This is a genomic window from Sulfurovum aggregans (assembly GCF_055385215.1).
Map to the genome: position 1 here is coordinate 709,425 of NZ_AP042387.1, position 17,254 is coordinate 726,678.

The following is a 17,254-nucleotide window of genomic DNA, read 5'->3' on the forward strand; positions in this document are numbered from 1 at the left end:
AAACGGGTTATAGTCTCTCAATTTTTATGAAATGAATTTTCTATTTCGGGATTTGGGTTAATAATTAAGAAATACTTTATATAATAACTGTGTTTAACTTCGATTAAACATACTCTGCAAAAAGCCAAACTATCTGCGAAGATAGGACGGAAAGCTATGGGTCTCAAGTAGATCGCCAAGCCTTACTCAGATTTATTATTTTATCGGTAGATTTCAAAAATATATGTTCATAGAATAATCTAATCTTTTTTGAAATGGAGGAGGTCGGAGATATTTACTTCAAAATATTTCCTAAAGAATAAGGGTATGAAATGTACCTGACAATAACTTGAGAAGGAGTTTCTAATGAAAAAAAGTGTCATATCCATAGTGTCTCTTCTGGCATTAAGTGGACTATCCTATGCTGGCGGCAAAATAGCACCAGTTAAAGAGCCGGTGCTTACTTTACCTGCCATTGTAGATAACAGTACCATATATGTAGGTGCCGGATATTCTATATTAGACTATAATGAAGTTTATAGTGACGGTGTTTCTGCTGATGTTGACCTAAAAGGTTTAACATTGATTCTGGGATACCAATTCAATCATTACTTTTCAGTTGAAGCAAGATATACAAAAAACCTAGGTAGCTCCGATGAAGAGTGGAGTGATGGGAAAACAAGAAATGACGTTGAAAATGAAATGACAAACCTAGCACTTTATCTTAAACCAAGCTACCCAATAGGTGATTTTAAACTTTATGGCCTACTGGGATATGGCCAACTCACTTATCAATATGAAGGTACTGAAAAGCAGACAGAAAATAGTTTTCAGTGGGGGCTAGGAACAAGTTATAGTGTTAATGATAGTCTATCTCTTTTTGTAGATTATACCAAGTTATATGATGATACCGGTTTCGATAATTATATTGCGGACTGTGATTATGAAGCTGATTCATGGACGGTAGGCATAACATATACATTTTAGAGATGGAATCATGAACTTAAGATGTAATGGTCAATAGGCGTTATCTAGGAAACTAGATCAGGAAAACTATTATCTAGTGCTTATGAACAATTTTTAAAAGCAAAAGATATATGAAAAAAGGAGTTTTAAAAATGAAAAAAGTTTTTAGTTCAATATTGTTGGTTTGCAGCATTGCAAGTGCAACCCCGATTATTATGGAAAGCGGTTATATTAAAGCTGGAGTAAGTGATGACGGAACATTTGGAGTGGGCAGCTCTACTTCTCCCGGAATTTTATTTGATGAAAACGGAACAGGAAACTACATAGAGGATGACTATTTGACACCAGGTAACCCTTATGAATTTTTTTCAGTTAAAGCAGATGGAGCACTCTATACAAATAATAATGATAACTATGATTCTCCTGATATGGATACAAATATATCAGGAGACTCACATAATGTCGAAGTAGTATCGGTAACTCCTGATAATGCATTACGTATTACTCAAACATATACTTTAGAACCTGGTTCCAAAGTGATAGACATAGCAGTAACTATTAAAAACATTTCTGCTGACACCATAGGAGAAGTCCATTACGGCAGAGGGTTGGACCCGGATGTTGATGTTCAAACTTATGATGTCTATGATACCAATAATACACGAGGTCTAACTACTATTCCAGCGAGTGATATCGTTATAGCAGCAGGAGAGATGACTAAGAAAATTATTGCATTGCATACGAATGCAACATATGAACATAATACAAGTATTGATATGGACTGGTCAACAGATACGGATGTAATTTTATCAGGTAAAGATGATGGATATGGTGATAATACTATCAATATAGCTTTTAATTTAGGTACATTAAATACCGGTGATGAAGTATCGTTTTCATATCAATATATTCTGGGAAAGGATGTTATAGATTTAGGTGAAATTATAGTTGATGGAAGTTTGAGAAATGACAATCCACTGGTTCCAGCTGAAGGTGATGCACCAGCTTATGGTTTTGGAAGCCTTTTATTAATGTTTCTTATGTTCGGACTTCTGTCTTATCTAAAAATGACTGGCAGGGAGGTGAGAGATTAAATCTCTCCCTCTTTTTCATCCATTGGCTCTATTTTTTGTACGTTACCTGCTGACGTTTACTATTATCCTTTTAATATTTTATTTCCCTTTCTCTTTTAATTTATCCTTTTTGACTACATTACATACAAACTTAACTTATTCTTCCATGATAGGTATTATAGATTTTTTCGCATTTCCTTTCTCTTTTCAAGAAAACAGCATAGTATTATCAAACTATTTCATTGTGAATATCATTGATGACTGTAATGCTTTTTTACCTTTTTTACTGTTCTCTGCTGCTATTATCACCACAAGAGGGAAAGTAAGTATAAAATTATACTGGTTACTGTTTAGTTGGTTTGCAATTATGCTATTTAACATCATCCGTATTTTAATTATACTTCTCATAACAGATAAAAATAAAAATTTATTTTTTATAACACATGATATATCTACTTATTTTTTTATGCCACTTTTTATCTTGATCCTTTATTGGTATTTTTTAAAAAAGATTGATACGGTATAAAAGATAATAAAATGCAAATGTTCAACTAACAAAAAAGTTATTCTTTCTTCTTTCTTTGTAAAAACACTCCGCTCTCCACATGCCCGGTATGCGGGAACTGGTCATACATTGCTGCTTCTACTACATTATGTGTATCGGTAAGTGTTTCCAGATCACGTGCAAGTGTTTCCGGATTACAGGAGATGTAAATGATATGCTCTATATCTGAGATGAGTTCTATGGTTCCTTCATCAAGTCCAGCACGCGGCGGGTCGACAAGTACGGTACTGAAATCATAGGATCCAAGGTCGATATCCTTGAGCCTGTTAAACTCTCTTTTTCCGCTTAATGCTTCTGTCATTTCCTCAGAAGCCAGTCTTGCAAAAGTAATATTCTCTACTGCATTGAGTTTACAGTTCTCAAGTGCTGCATGAATGGAGCGTTTGCTTATCTCTGTAGCTAAAACCTTGTCAAAATAATGTGAAAGAGGCAGTGTAAAGTTACCTAACCCGCAGTAACTCTCCAAAAAGTCTCCATACCCTACTTTTTTAGCCTGTTCAATGGCCCACTCTATCATTTTTACATTGACTGTCGGGTTTGGCTGGGTAAAACCGCTCTCATACTGCACATAGGTAAAAGTTTTACCGTCAATATCAAGCTTTTCAGTCACAAACTCATCTGAAAGAATAACCTTTTGTTTACGGCTTCGTCCCATGATCTTACAATTCAATGATGCCTCTAAAACTTTTGCTTCTTCCCTCCAAGCCTCATCCAGCTTTCTGTGATACAGCATGGTAATAAGACACTCATCTGTAGTGGTTGCCAAAAACTCAACAGCAAAAAGACGCTGTTTTAGCACTTCAGTGGAAGCATTGATCTTTTCCAACAGTTTCCACATACGTTTTTCAATGGGTGCTATGACTTTAGGACACTCATTTATGTTGACGACACCCTTTTTTTCTATATTCCCCATAGCATAATCACACTTGTCCCCCTCATGCCAGATACGGAATTCTGCCCTGGCTCTATAATGTGATTCAGGAGAGTCAAATACTTCCAATGCTTCTTGATAAAAGGGTGACAAAAGCCCACTTACCCTCTCTTCTTTACGCTTTAACTGTTCTACATAACTCAACCCGTAAAGCCCGCAAGAACCACAGCTTCCAAAATGTTTACATGTCATTTACCACTCACTTAATTTCAATTAGATATAATCACAAATAATTAAATATTTTTTCATATTTTATCGTAAAGGTTCCAAAAATGTCTATAAGCGTCGTAATACTTGCAGCAGGTCAGGGTACGCGAATGAAATCCGCCAAACCCAAAGTACTTCATGAGATTTCCGGGAAACCCATGCTTTTCCATGCTATCGATGCTGCCAGAGAGATCAGTAACGATGTGGTCATTGTACTTTACCATCAGGCAAAACGTATTCAGAAGATGATCGAAGCGCACTATGAAGGTATACGTTTCCATATGCAGGATGCACAACAGTATCCTGGTACCGGTGGTGCGATGAAAGGGGTAACGACTCAGCATGAACGTACCCTTATTCTTAACGGAGATATGCCACTCATTACCAAAACTTCACTTGAAGCACTGACGGCCGGTGATGCCGATATCAATATGTCGGTGATCGAACTGGAGAATCCTTCAGGGTATGGGCGTGTTATCATCGAAAACGGAGAGGTTAAAGAGATTGTCGAGCAAAAGGACTGTACTTCCGAACAGTTAAGAGTTAATACCGTTAACGCAGGTATTTATGCTGTAGATACCGTACTGCTTGAACGCTACATTCCACAACTCAATAACAATAATGCCCAGGCAGAATACTACCTTACAGACATTATCAAAATGGCTGTCGATGAAGGCAGGAATGTACACCCTGTCTATGTTCCGGAAGAGGAATTCAAAGGAGTCAACTCCAAACTCGATCTTGCCCATGCCGAAGAGATCATGCAGCAACGCATCAAAGAGTCATTGATGATGGCAGGTGTCACCATGCGTCTGCCTGAAACCATCTATATCGACTCTCGTGCCACTTTTGAAGGGGAATGTATTTTAGAGAACGGTGTGAGCATCCAGGGCAAAAGTAAGATCATCGATTCCCATATTAAAGCAAACTCTGTGATTGAAGATTCTCTAATTGAGAACTCAGATGTCGGACCTATGGGGAGAGTAAGGCCAGGGTCAACACTCATAGATACACATATCGGTAACTTTGTTGAAGTAAAAAAGTCTATACTGACCGGTGTAAAAGCAGGTCATCTGGCTTACATCGGTGATGCAAGCATAGACAAAGGTTCCAATATCGGTGCAGGTGTGATCACCTGCAACTATGACGGGAAGAAGAAATCTAAAACCACTATCGGCAAAAATGTATTTGTAGGTTCAGATACACAGCTTGTCGCACCGGTCACCATAGAAGATGATGTGATCATTGCAGCAGGAAGTACCATTAACAAAAATATAGCTCAAGGTGAACTTGCTATTTCAAGAGCACCGATAAAAACTGTTAAAAACTTTTTCTATAAATTTTTTCTCACAGAGGGTAACAAGCATAAGGGAGACAAATAATATGCAAATAAATTTGAACGGGAAGTCTGTACTTCTAGGTGTGACAGGAAGTATTTCTGCTTATAAAGCCTGTGATCTGGCACGTCTTTTTATAAAAGCCGGAGCAGATGTACATGTACTCATGACACCAAGTGCCGAACGTTTTGTCTCTGCTTTGAGTTTTGAGGCATTGACAAGGAATCCTGTACTTACAGAAAAAAGCGAAAGCTGGAGTTCTGAGCTTAACCATATTGAAATCGGTAAAAAATGTGATGCTTTTATCATTGCTCCGGCAACGGCAAATACACTGAACAAACTAAGCAAAGGCATCGCTGATAATATCCTGACACAGACAGCCCTCGCATATGCCGGACCAATGCTCGTTGCCCCTGCTGCCAATACACAAATGCTTCAAAACCATTACACTGCAGGATCACTTAAGATGTTAGGAGTAAATGATTATACGATCATTGAACCGCAAGAGAAACTGCTAGCCTGCGGTGATGTCGGAAGTGGTGCATTGGCGGAACCTGCAGAGATCTTTTTTGAAACAGCAAGAGTTCTTTTGGAAGAGGATTTCTGGAAAGACAGGCGTGTAGTGGTCACAGGCGGCGGAACACGTGAAAAGATAGATGAAGTACGTTACCTCAGTAACTTCTCTTCCGGGAAAATGGCAAAATCACTCTCTCTTTCTCTTTACCTTAAAGGTGCTGATGTCTGCTACATTACCACTATGGGAAATCACAGTCTGCCACAAAGTATCTATACCATAGATGTAGACGATACACAGGAACTTCTGGAGTATACACAAGATGCGATAAGAGTTGCAAAAAAAGGAAAGATGAGCAAAGCCAGTATGAACAGTGCCGATCCCAGACAGCTCATCCAAAAAGAGCCGTATCTTTTTATGGTAGCTGCTGTTTCTGACTTTACACCTAAATATCCGCAAAAAGGAAAACTCAAAAAAAGCATGATCGGTGAAACATGGAACCTGGAATTGAGGCAGACACCGGATATACTCAGCTCTTTGAACAAAATGGATATCAAAACAGTTGCTTTTAAAGCAGAAATGGACAGTGAACATGGTTTGGAAAATGCCCAAGCACTCCTTGATGAAAAACAGGTAGATGCAGTGTGTTATAACCTTTTGAACAATAGTGAAAGTTTCGGTACTGCCGATAATGAGATCACCTTTATTACAAAAGAGAAGCAACTATCTCTTGGAAAAGCTGATAAACTCACTCTCTCAGACAAAATACTCACTGAATCCAAGGCCCTTCTTAATGAGTAATACCCCTCTTAAACATCTCGCTATTATCATGGATGGCAATGGCAGATGGGCAAAACAACGCGGACTGAACCGGACCAAGGGTCATGAAAAAGGTGTTGAGATCATTAGAGATATCACAACATATTGTGCAAACCATCCTACCATTGAGACAACGACTTTCTATGCCTTCAGTACAGAAAACTGGAAACGTCCGAAGCTTGAAGTTGAGTTCCTTATGAAAATGCTGGACAGCTATTTAAAAAAGGAATTACATACGTATCAGGAATACAATATCCGTTTTCAGGCTATCGGGGATCTATCACGATTTTCAAAATCTTTGCAAAAACGTATTTTAGATACACAGGAATTTACAAAAAACAATACAGCCCTTATACAGATATTGGCATTGAACTATGGAGGAAGAGCAGAAATTACATCGGCAGCCAACAAACTTATCTCTGAAGGGAAAAAGCATGTTACAGAGGAGGATATCTCTGCTGCACTGCAGACTCCTTATACAGATATAGACCTCCTTGTCCGTACCAGTGGGGAAGAACGTATCTCCAACTTTCTTCTATGGCAATTAAGCTACGCAGAGTTTTATTTTACTCCTACTCTCTGGCCTGATTTCACAGATAAAGAGTTGGAAGAGATCATAGAAGATTTTGAAAAACGTACCAGACGGTTCGGTGGTGTGTAATGGCAGAAATAGCACTTCTTGTATTCATCTTTGGAACTATGATAGGCTCATTTTTAAATGTTGTTATCTACCGTATACCAAAAGGTGAAAGCATTATCTTCCCTGCATCCAAATGTCAAAGCTGTCAGACCAGTCTTAAATGGTGGCATAATATTCCTGTTTTCTCCTGGCTATTCCTTCAAGGAAAATGCTATTTCTGTAAAGAAAAGATATCAGCGCAATACCCCGCTATAGAATTTCTTACAGGTATACTCTTTACCCTACTCTATTTTAAACTGGGACTTGTCTGGTATCTTCCGTTTGTTGCAGCCTCTTTCGCTGCATTGCTTGCCTTGGTCATGATAGACTTCAAATATATGGCTGTACCTGACAGTGTAAACTTTGCAGCACTCCTTTTTGCTCTTGTACAGCCAGAGTTTTTTCAGGCCTGCCTGCATGCAGCTATTGCTGCGGGAGGACTTTATCTTATAGGACTGCTTTCTTCTCTTATCGCAAGAAAACAGGCAATGGGCGGAGCAGATGTTATCGTTGCCGGTACAATGGGGGCTCTGCTTGGCTTCCCCAATTTTTTTGTTGCGATCTTCTTCTCTGCACTTTTAGCGATCATCCCTTCACTAGTGAACCGTGAGAACGGTGTACCTTTTGTACCTTTTTTAGCTTTAGCTACATTTATTGTCTACCTTTATGATACTCAGGCAACACAACTTTTGGAGACTATTATCTATGGTTAATATACGGGGATACATTTCGTCAAACTTCACCAAAGCATTTTTGACTATATTTCTACCTTTTTTTCTTATTATTTCTCTTGTATACCTCGTAAAGATATCTTCGCTTACCTCAAAAATCCAAATCACTTTCGGTGAACTGATCACACTTTACACCTATTCTGTTCCGGATATCGTCTTTTATACATTGCCGCTCTCTTTTATCGCAGCTCTAGCCAATGTTCTTATGAAACTTTCACAAGACAATGAACTTATCGCACTCTATGCCTTAGGATTGAATGCCGGTAAAGTACTTAAAGGCCTATTACTACTTGGTATACTCTTCTCAATCTTGTTAGCCTCTATCTCTTTTTTAGCCATGCCTCTAAGTAAACAGTACTATAAATCTTTTAAAGAAGATAAAAAAAATGAAGCAACACTCAATATTGTACCGGGGAAACTCGGTCAGAAATTCGGGAACTACTATATTTATGTAAAAGAGAAAAAAAACAACATCTTTCATGATATCGTTATTTATAATCGTACCGATAAAAATAAAGAGCAGTTTTTTTCTTCACAGAAAGGCAAGCTGAACAAAAAACAGAATACCACTTCTCTTTTACTTAATGACGGATACGGCTATACATATTCAAAGGCAAAATTACAGCAGGCTGAGTACAGGACCCTTGAAGTATATGATACCAGCAAAAAGAAAGGATTTCATTTTAAAAATATTATCACATACTGGAGCAAGGCAAAAGAGAATATCAAAATGATGCATCGTGTCCTCTTTTTTATTTTTGTAAGTCTTATCCCGTTGCTTTCAGTCTATCTGGTCGCATCTTTTACAATGATCAATCCGCGTTACCAGGCAAACCATTCCTTTATCGTTATCTTTGCAACCACACTTCTCCTTTATCTGTTAGCCTCATCTCTGGAGAAATGGGGGAACTTTCTGATCTTGGGTTTTGTAATCACTATACTTTTTATTTTCAGCAAGTGGCTGTTTACACAGCGTGTTGCAAGATACTTTTAAGGTACTGACCTATGCGTGTAAAAGCAGTTATCACCTACGATGGAAGCAGCTATCAGGGTTTCCAAAAACAAACTGCTACAAACAGAACAGTGACAGGCAGTATAGAACACGCTTTACATTCCCTGCAGATAACATCACCTATTACAGGCAGCGGCCGTACAGATGCCGGTGTTCATGCAACAGGGCAAGTGATACATTTTGATCTCCCGGAATTCTGGTCTGATCTTTCTAAACTCAAACTGAGTCTTAACAGAAAACTGACAGATATCAAATTCAAACATATCTCTCAAACAGCAGATGATTTTCATGCCCGTTTCTCAGCAAAAAAAAGACTTTACCGTTATATTTTCAAAAGCAGGGAACCCTCTGTATTTGAACAGAAATATATTTCCTATTATCCTACCTTTGACCCTGTTCTGCTTGAACAGGCTTTACCTCTCTTTTTAGGTGAACACGATTTTAATTATTTTCACAAAACCGGTACCATGACCCATACTAGTGTAAGAAAAATTTACGCCGCATACTACATCCAACGCAATCATTACCATTATATCTATTTTGAAGCAAACGGTTTTTTACGTTCTCAGGTAAGAATGATGGTAGAAGCGGCAATGCAGTGTGCCAGAGGGGAAATGACTCCAGAACAACTTCTGGAGCAGATAGCATGTCAGGAGAAGCATACTACAAAACTTGCTCCTCCTTATGGACTTTATTTAGCCCGGATACTCTACTAGGTCACCTTTCCAATTTTTTCTGAACATATTCAATATTTGCCTTTTCTTCCAGAACATCACAACAGAAATCATCGTCTTCTGATGGATTACGCACCAATACAAAAGGTTTGGCTCCATTATCGCGGATAATATCTGCAATCATACATTTCATATTTACAAAGGGTTTTATATCATATATCACGAATTGATATTCTGTATCATCCAGTCTGTCTAAAAAAGTCTGATCATTAGTAGTGATGTCTACATCATATTTCAGGTTTTTCAATATACTCCCATAAAGATTGGCAATTAATGGGATAGAGTGGAAGACTAGTATATCAGATTCTCTTTTTATATTCAAAAGTTCTTCTATCTTCTTTTCTGCCTTTACATCTGCTTTTTGTTCTTCAAGAACAGGAATACCGTTTTGTATTTCCATATTCTCTTCTATTACAATTTCATCACTCTTTTCAATATTGATATTTTCTTCCACCTCAACAATATTCTCATGATTCTCTTTCTCTCTATTCTTTTCACTTGCTTCTTCTTTCTCTACAGCGACCTTATGAGGGAAATACTCTTGTATCAGCAGATTTAATTTCTCAAGTTCTATAGGTTTCGAAAGATAATTATCCATACCTGCATTGATATATTTATCTCTGTCACCCTCTAGAGCATTTGCTGTTAAAGCCACTATAGGAACATGATGTTTACAGTTTTTTTCTTCAAAATCCAAAATTCTTTCGGTTGCCTCGATCCCGCCCATAACAGGCATTTGGATATCCATGAATATCATATCATACTCATTATGGCTACGTAACTCCAGGGCTTCTTCCCCATTGTTTGCAAGTGTTACTTCTATACCAAAACCATTCAGAACATTCTTGATCAGCTTCTGGTTGATACTGTTATCCTCTGCTACCAGTACATGTATTCTTTCAAAAGATATATCATGTTTACACTCCCCGCTTTCAGATGACTGTTTAGTCTCTTTTTCTTCATAAACCACATCCAGTGCTTTAATGGTTTTGGTAAGGTTGACCGGTTTATATAATATTCTGTCAATATTCTCCAGAATATTTTTATAGATACTCTTTTTCTTTTCTGCTGTGGTAAGAAGAATGATCTTTGTATCAAGATCCATATATTTCTCAAGCTCATCTTTTCTTTGATAATATTTATGGTCAATGAATATCGCATCCGGCAAGGATGACTCTTCCAGTGATTCAATACCGTAGTAGACATTGAACTTGGCACCGGTATAGTTGACGTATGTCTCTAGGTTTTTATTCATCCGTTTTTCAATCTCCTGATCAGGCACGATCAAACCGATGTTGAACCCGCGCATATTGATCACCGTTCTCTGTTCCGCTTCGTCTGACTTTTCAAGCTTTAATGTAAAAAAGAATGTAGATCCCTGGTCTTCAATACTCTCTATCTCCAGTTCTCCTCCCATAAAGGAAACCAATTTACCTGAAATAGCCAAGCCCAGACCTGTACCTCCGAATTTTCTACTCGTACTGACATCTGCCTGGGAAAATGCATCAAATATCTTCTTTTTCTGTTCTTTTGTAATACCAATACCAGTATCTTCAACAGAGAATTTGACAGTAGTATCATTATCGCTTTCCGAAATCTTTTCTATTCGGACATCCACAGCACCGTTTGAAGGTGTAAATTTAATTGCATTACTGATAAGATTGACCAGAACCTGTGAAATCTTGGTTGGATCGCCTATTACTTTAGTCGGTAGCTCAGGATCAATGTAAACACCCAGTTCAATCTCTTTCTCTGCAGCTCTTGCAGCATAAGATTCTATAGAAGATTCAAACTTCTCAACAGGATCAAAAGATATACTTTCCAATTCGATCTTGTCTGCTTTGATTTTCGAGAGATCAAGTATATCATTTACAATGGTCAACAGGTTATCCGAACTGTGTTCGATCACTGTTACAAACTCTTTCTGCTCTTCCGAAAGAGGTGTAGATTTAAGTACCTGGGTAAAACCTACAATACCGTTCAACGGTGTACGGATCTCATGAGACATATTTGCAAGGAAAAGATCTTTTGCCTGATTCGCTTCTCTGATCGTATTGGTCAGGAATTTGTATATCTGATTTATTTCCCTGTTATCTATCAGAGCTTTCAACTCTTTCTGCTGTTCAAGGTTGAGTACTGTCTCAATATCTCTTAGCGTATCTTCAAAGAGTTGTTTATCTTTATTGATATTGTAATAGATCACAAACAGTACCAAAAGAAGCAGTAGCGTAAAGAGAGTCCCTATCGCGTATCTGGTCATTACTTCTTTACTTTCTGCCACTTTGTTTTTTGTATGCTTCTGGATAGTTGAGGAGAGTATACTTTGTGCCAGTGCAATATATTTCATTTTTTTCTCAACTTGACCAAACCATTCATTCGTTGTTACCGGATATTCCCCTTTATATGCCCCATATAGTATTTCAACACGTTCTTTTGAACCGATTTTACTGAACTGCTCTGGAGAAAGCAGTGCATTAAGCCTGGAAACAATCGTCTTATTTTGCAGGGCATCAAACTCCGGCAATGTATCATTTACTAAAAGAGAATCCCATAACACCAGATCTTTATCACTCATTTTTCTGGATCCGCTCAAAATAAAAAAAATACCTGTATTTTCCAATGCAGTATTTTCTTTCAACTTGCTAAATCGTGTATATGTCGATAAATAATTCTTCATTTTTACAGAAGGATCATTCGCCGAAACTATTCTCATTGCACCTATGAGCGATTCAAAGATTCTATTATGATAGATCTCAAAGAAAATATTTTTATAGTCTGAACTTAACGTATCTATTTTTGTCCGCACATATTTTAAATTCTCTTTGGCAGCTTCTAATCTCTTTTGATACATTCTGAACTCTTTATGCTTGCCTATAAATGCATTGAGTTCTTCTATGGCACTGTCCACTTCATTTCTTGCTTTTTGTACCTTCTTAAATCCTGTTTTTCCTTCAGTACCCATATAGGCGGCACTATAAAGTCTCTCTTTCTCTATTCTGTCGAGCACTTCCTCCATTTCTTTGAGAAAAGATATACTTTGTGTACTCTTCTGGGTAGATTCATACTTCATATAAGAATTATAAGTATAGTAAGAGAACAGTCCCAATACTGCTATGACTACAATAATGAGAAAAGTAAAGACATTTTTATTATTTATAATTTTCATTTCCACTCTCCTCTTATTGGTTTTTACTATGATAAAGTGCTAACTTTATGGCCATATCTTCAAGATAATCTACAGAAAGGAACATTAATTTTGGAATAAATAAATTTTCGGATTTACTGAAAAAGATTCTATTGGCTTTCCAGGATTCATCAATCTTTTTTTGTATGCTTTTCATTTCTTTGGGATAGTTATACAAAGATATTTCCAGCAAACTCTCTTCAATAGCAGCCATAACCTTTTTCATTTGTTCTTTATTGGTAGTACTGTCAAAACCTACATGAAGTGCCATATAATATTTGGTAACTCTTTCAAAAAGATATTCCATTTTTTTGGTTACCATTAACATCTCCTCTTCTCTGGAAAAATCATATTTATGCGCAGCAGCAATGGAATCTGCCCCTTCAAGCAGTGTTTCACTATAATCAAGCATCAATGCAGCTTTTTCTTTATCCGGTGTTTCCTCGAAGATCTGTGCTATCTGATCCTTGCTGTAGGCAAGAAACTCAAGAATATCTTTTGTATCGGTATCCTTGGTTGCTGTAGCAATAATCCTGAAATCATTATTTAACCTGTTCAGTGCTTTTTTCAGTTCATCCTTCACTAATTTTTTATCAGGATGTTTATAAAGGAAAAGATAATCTTTTACCATCTTTTGACTAAGGTATCTAATATTTTCCGAAGCCTCAATAATATTTACATCTCCTCTTGTTGCCGCTTCACTGAAAAGTGTCGATCCTAACAAAAGAAAAAATATATAAAATATTTTTTTCATTATTCATCCTTATTTATATAGCTCCACATAAAGCTTCGTTATCTCATTCATCTTTTTGGTAATATTATCCGTTGTATTAAAAACAATTAATGGCAATCCGCCTTTTTCAATATTAAGATAGAACTTATATACAATTTTCCAAAGTCTGTCTATTTCATTCAATTTCCGGTTGATCGCCGGTGTATTTGCCGGATTTTGCATAAGTGCTGCATGAGACTCACTAAACAACTTTACTGCCGCTTTCATCTGCTCAACTGTATTTTTATCTTTAATCCCTGCCTGATAAGCAATATAATATTTGGCAATACGCTGTGCAAGCATACGCTGCTTTCCTGCAATACCTACGATTTTAGATTCTTTGATCTTTACCGTCTCTTTTAATGAATCAACAACATACTGGCTTCCTTCCAGCATTGATTCACTTAAATCTATAACCAATTGTGCATTATCGATTGTAAATGGTTCATTTGCCGTTATTTTAAGGTCTTCTGTACTCATTTCAACAAAAGCAAGAAGATTCTTGATCTCCGGGTCATTAATGGACTTCACAAGCACTTTATGGGATTTTACAAGTTCGGAAAGAGATTTTTCAAGCTGTTTATTCGCCTTTGCCGGAGCAATCTTCATACCCGCATAAAGGTAATCTTTTGCAATTCGCTGGGAAAGCATTCTTTGTTTACCTGCTATATCTATCAATTTTACAGTATCTGCTATCACTGTCACATCTGTTGAAGGGGCCTTTAGCTCTTCTGCTGTACACATCCCTGACAATATAAATATTGCTGCTGCCATTCCTATATTTTTGATCATTCTATTTTTCATCCTGTCTCCTTTTATTTGGTTTTTAACTCAACATATTTTTGTGTTACACTGTTCATATTCAAAAGAATATCATTTGACTTCTTGTATATCAGCGTTGAAACGAACTTGGATTTTGATCTGTCCATTATTTCAGAAAACATAAATGACCGTTTGACTTTTGCCAAAAGGCCGTTTATCTCATCAGTATTCAAATTTGAACTTTTCAGTTTTGTCAATGAATCAAAATGGTCTTCAAAAGTTTCTGCTATCTTCTTGAGGTCTTCACCCGGTTTGCCAAAAGTATTTCCCCTTCCTACCATTGCATAATCTTTCAACATATGCTGGGTGAACATTCTCTGCTTCCCTGCTATATCAACTGCCTGTACAGTACTGGTTATTTCTATCGCTGGAACTGAAGTAATAAAAAGTGAAACTGCTACCAAACCCATTTTAATTTTTTTTACTGCCAATCCGTATTTCCTACTTTTCCTGTGCGGCATAAAGGCCTGTTGCCGTGTTCATATCTTTTAACATCTCATTTGATTTTTTGTAAATCAGTGACGGAATAAATTTCGAACTTGATTTATTCATGATCTCAAAAAACATAAAAGACTTTTCTGCTTTTTTCAGCAACTTATTGATCTCCGGTGTACTCATATCGGATTTCATCAGTTTATCCAATGAAGTTTTAAACAAATTCATTGCCTTGTCCATCTTCTCTTTGAACTGAGGGTCATCCACACCCCATACTTTAAGCATATAAAGGCTTGCCATCCTTTGGGAAAGCATTCTTTGCCGTCCCGATATATTGATGATTTCTCCGGATGTTTTTCCTGTCTGCTTTGCAAAAAGTCCGACTGCTTCATTTGACTGTTTGAGCAGTGCCTCCAGATCTTCTTGCATTTTCCCTGCTTTTTCTTTACTTGGTGGTTCATTTAATGCCGCTTTGATCGGACCCCACATAGCTTTGACTTTTTCTAGACTTTTTTCTGTGGCAGGATCCGTATTAAACTCTATAAGTGAATTCAAATGGTTCTCGAATAATCCCATTATTTTATTAAGGTCTTCTCCAGGATTTCCAAAATGGTTTTCCAGCCCTACCATCGCATAATCTTTCAACATACGCTGTGTAAACATTCTTTGCTTCCCGGCAACATCTACAGCTACAGAAAGATTTTTGATTTCAATTGCAAAAGCATAACTGGAAATAAGAGAGGGAAGAAGAACAATTTTTATTGCTTTTTTCATAAAATCAGACACTATAAACTCCTTTTTTACTTAGTATATTAAAATAACAGAATACTAAAAAAGACAAAGAAGAAAGAAAAGCTTATACTTAAATTAAGCAGTCTGGCAATCTTGCATTCAAAAGACCCATAACTTTCCGTCCCTGCTTCACAACAGGTTTGGCTTTTTCAATTAAACATCGTATTTACTACACTATTAATTGTACTTCTTGTAAACTTCAACAATACTTATAATCCCAAATCCCGAAATAGAAAAACAAAAGAATAAGTGAAGATGCCGTAAAATACGAAGAAAGCCAGAGAAAAAGCCCACTCAACGCTTTCACCCAATGGGTGAGCTTTTTCCAGGAGGATAAAAGTATGGCACAAAGTGTTTTAAATTTCACTGTAGAGAGCACCGAAGAGAGACTGACACCCAGAGCAGGAGAGGCAGTCTTTGGAGAGTTTTTAAAAGCAATCAAGCTTGATCGGTTATGCAACCGATATCTTCCTTTACCTAAAAGTAACCGAGGCTACGATCCTTATACCTTTATCCATTCACTTGTTCTAATGTTACACAGTGGAGGCAGATATCTGGAGGATATCCGCACCCTTCAGTCCGATCACGCACTTCAAGAACTACTTGGGATAAAGCATATTCCCACAGCAGACAGTATCGGCAAATGGCTCAAACGCTCCGGCAAAGTCAAGATGTCGGGGATGGAAAAACTCAACCGTACCTTGCTACAACGCTATCTTCGCAGAATAGATGAACCTTTGGTGCTTGATATTGATGCAACCGTGATAGAAAGCCATAAATCTATTGCGTTTACCACCTATAAAATGTTCCCGGGATTTACTCCCATCATTAGGCATCTTAATGGCGGCTATGTGATTCATCAGGAGTTTAGAGCCGGTAATGTAGCACCTGCTGATCATAATCTTGCATTCGTCAAACAGTGTGAAGCACAACTTCCCAAACATCGAAAACTCTCCTATCTGAGAGCCGATAGCGCTTCGTATCAGTCATCACTGTTCAATTATTGCAATAATCGTAATATCATCTATGTGGTAGGCGGGCATCTTGACAGGAGTGTACTGACAAACATTGAAACAATTGATTCCTGGGAACCCCTTAGAACAATAAAAGGTACCGCACATCATCTCAAAGAAGAGGTAGCAGAATTTTACCACACGATGCAGAATACCGATCATGCCTTTCGTATGATTGTGATTAAAAAAACCACCACCCCATTGCTGCATGGCATGGAGGCGTTTCTAAGCCAGGAAGAGAAGCTGGCACTCGCTTCTGAACGTTACAGTGTGATTGCCACCAATGACTTGGAGAAAACAGCTGAAGAGATTGTACGCTTTTACCGACAACGGGGTGATACCAGTGAAAACCGAATCAAAGAACTGAAAAACGGGTTCAATCTGAAGTACCTGCCAACTTCAGACTTTCAAGCCAATGCGCTCTACTTTCATATCGGTACATTGGCATACAACCTGTTCATACTCTTTAAACGTATATTACATGTCAGCTGGCAAAAACACACCATTCAAACCATTCGCTATAAACTGTATCATATTGCAGGTAAAGTAGTCCATCATGCTCGCCAAATCGTGCTTAAAGTCAATGAAGCGTTTGTGGATATCCTCAATCACATACGGCATCAATGCTATTTGCTCAGTTTAGAGTAGCAACTTCACCACTGCGGCATTCCCTTTATCATTTCTTCTTC

At 37.5% G+C, this 17,254-nt stretch carries 16 protein-coding genes and 2 riboswitches; of the genes, 10 read left to right on the forward strand and 6 right to left on the reverse strand.

Going from position 1 to position 17,254, the window contains the following annotated elements; translation table 11 throughout:
• The first annotated feature begins 113 nt into the window (after positions 1–113).
• Positions 114–190: riboswitch (cyclic di-GMP riboswitch) on the forward strand.
• 155 nt (positions 191–345) lie between these two features.
• The 3 genes from ACZ48W_RS03520 to ACZ48W_RS03530 all read left to right on the forward strand — a co-directional run bounded on the left by ACZ48W_RS03520 (position 346) and on the right by ACZ48W_RS03530 (position 2,544).
• Positions 346–966, forward strand: coding sequence for a porin family protein (locus ACZ48W_RS03520; RefSeq protein WP_464829950.1), 621 nt, complete (start codon positions 346–348; stop codon positions 964–966).
• Between the two features lie 110 nt (positions 967–1,076).
• A complete protein-coding gene (locus tag ACZ48W_RS03525; RefSeq protein ID WP_464829951.1) occupies positions 1,077–2,039 on the forward strand; it encodes a hypothetical protein in 963 nt (320 codons plus the stop codon).
• A gap of 145 nt (positions 2,040–2,184) precedes the next feature.
• The gene (locus ACZ48W_RS03530) at positions 2,185–2,544 is read left to right on the forward strand and encodes a hypothetical protein (protein WP_464829952.1); all 360 of its coding nucleotides are present in this window, start codon (positions 2,185–2,187) and stop codon (positions 2,542–2,544) included.
• 37 nt (positions 2,545–2,581) lie between these two features.
• On the opposite strand, the gene trmA is transcribed toward ACZ48W_RS03530, so the two are convergent.
• Positions 2,582–3,706: a tRNA (uridine(54)-C5)-methyltransferase TrmA gene (trmA, locus tag ACZ48W_RS03535; RefSeq protein ID WP_464829953.1), complete on the reverse strand. Its 1,125-nt coding sequence runs from the start codon at positions 3,704–3,706 to the stop codon at positions 2,582–2,584.
• Positions 3,707–3,786: 80 nt separating this feature from the next.
• Here trmA and glmU point away from each other — a divergent pair, with 80 nt between their 5' ends.
• The 6 genes from glmU to truA are packed head-to-tail and all read left to right on the forward strand — an operon-like array spanning position 3,787 to position 9,529.
• Positions 3,787–5,103 carry a bifunctional UDP-N-acetylglucosamine diphosphorylase/glucosamine-1-phosphate N-acetyltransferase GlmU gene (gene glmU / locus ACZ48W_RS03540; RefSeq protein ID WP_464829954.1) on the forward strand — a complete coding sequence of 439 codons (1,317 nt, stop codon included), beginning with the start codon at positions 3,787–3,789 and terminating at the stop codon, positions 5,101–5,103.
• Between the two features lies 1 nt (position 5,104).
• A complete protein-coding gene (gene coaBC / locus ACZ48W_RS03545; RefSeq protein WP_464829955.1) occupies positions 5,105–6,373 on the forward strand; it encodes a bifunctional phosphopantothenoylcysteine decarboxylase/phosphopantothenate--cysteine ligase CoaBC in 1,269 nt (422 codons plus the stop codon).
• Positions 6,366–7,052, forward strand: coding sequence for a di-trans,poly-cis-decaprenylcistransferase (locus ACZ48W_RS03550; protein WP_464829956.1), 687 nt, complete (start codon positions 6,366–6,368; stop codon positions 7,050–7,052). Before coaBC ends, ACZ48W_RS03550 begins: the two co-directional genes overlap by 8 nt.
• On the forward strand, positions 7,052–7,783 hold the full coding sequence (locus ACZ48W_RS03555) for a prepilin peptidase (protein ID WP_464829957.1): 732 nt from the start codon (positions 7,052–7,054) through the stop codon (positions 7,781–7,783). The genes ACZ48W_RS03550 and ACZ48W_RS03555 overlap by 1 nt, the downstream gene beginning before the upstream one ends.
• Entirely contained in the window at positions 7,776–8,795 is a 1,020-nt protein-coding gene (locus ACZ48W_RS03560; RefSeq protein ID WP_464829958.1) for an LptF/LptG family permease, read from the forward strand. Before ACZ48W_RS03555 ends, ACZ48W_RS03560 begins: the two co-directional genes overlap by 8 nt.
• A gap of 11 nt (positions 8,796–8,806) precedes the next feature.
• Positions 8,807–9,529, forward strand: a complete 723-nt coding sequence (gene truA / locus ACZ48W_RS03565) for a tRNA pseudouridine(38-40) synthase TruA (RefSeq protein WP_464829959.1) — start codon at positions 8,807–8,809, stop codon at positions 9,527–9,529.
• A gap of 1 nt (position 9,530) precedes the next feature.
• On the opposite strand, the gene ACZ48W_RS03570 is transcribed toward truA, so the two are convergent.
• From ACZ48W_RS03570 to ACZ48W_RS03590, 5 genes are read right to left on the reverse strand one after another with little or no spacing between them, the layout of a single operon-like run.
• Positions 9,531–12,713, reverse strand: coding sequence for a response regulator (locus tag ACZ48W_RS03570; protein WP_464829960.1), 3,183 nt, complete (start codon positions 12,711–12,713; stop codon positions 9,531–9,533).
• Positions 12,714–12,726: 13 nt separating this feature from the next.
• Positions 12,727–13,485 carry a hypothetical protein gene (locus ACZ48W_RS03575; protein WP_464829961.1) on the reverse strand — a complete coding sequence of 253 codons (759 nt, stop codon included), beginning with the start codon at positions 13,483–13,485 and terminating at the stop codon, positions 12,727–12,729.
• A gap of 9 nt (positions 13,486–13,494) precedes the next feature.
• Positions 13,495–14,307 carry a type IV pili methyl-accepting chemotaxis transducer N-terminal domain-containing protein gene (locus ACZ48W_RS03580; RefSeq protein WP_464829962.1) on the reverse strand — a complete coding sequence of 271 codons (813 nt, stop codon included), beginning with the start codon at positions 14,305–14,307 and terminating at the stop codon, positions 13,495–13,497.
• Positions 14,308–14,318: 11 nt separating this feature from the next.
• A complete protein-coding gene (locus ACZ48W_RS03585; RefSeq protein WP_464829963.1) occupies positions 14,319–14,756 on the reverse strand; it encodes a hypothetical protein in 438 nt (145 codons plus the stop codon).
• Between the two features lie 10 nt (positions 14,757–14,766).
• Positions 14,767–15,546, reverse strand: coding sequence for a type IV pili methyl-accepting chemotaxis transducer N-terminal domain-containing protein (locus ACZ48W_RS03590; protein WP_464829964.1), 780 nt, complete (start codon positions 15,544–15,546; stop codon positions 14,767–14,769).
• Between the two features lie 81 nt (positions 15,547–15,627).
• Positions 15,628–15,707, reverse strand: a riboswitch (cyclic di-GMP riboswitch).
• Between the two features lie 186 nt (positions 15,708–15,893).
• Between ACZ48W_RS03590 and ACZ48W_RS03595 the strand changes: the two genes are divergently transcribed.
• Entirely contained in the window at positions 15,894–17,213 is a 1,320-nt protein-coding gene (locus ACZ48W_RS03595; RefSeq protein ID WP_464829965.1) for an IS1380 family transposase, read from the forward strand.
• The last annotated feature ends 41 nt before the right edge of the window (positions 17,214–17,254 follow it).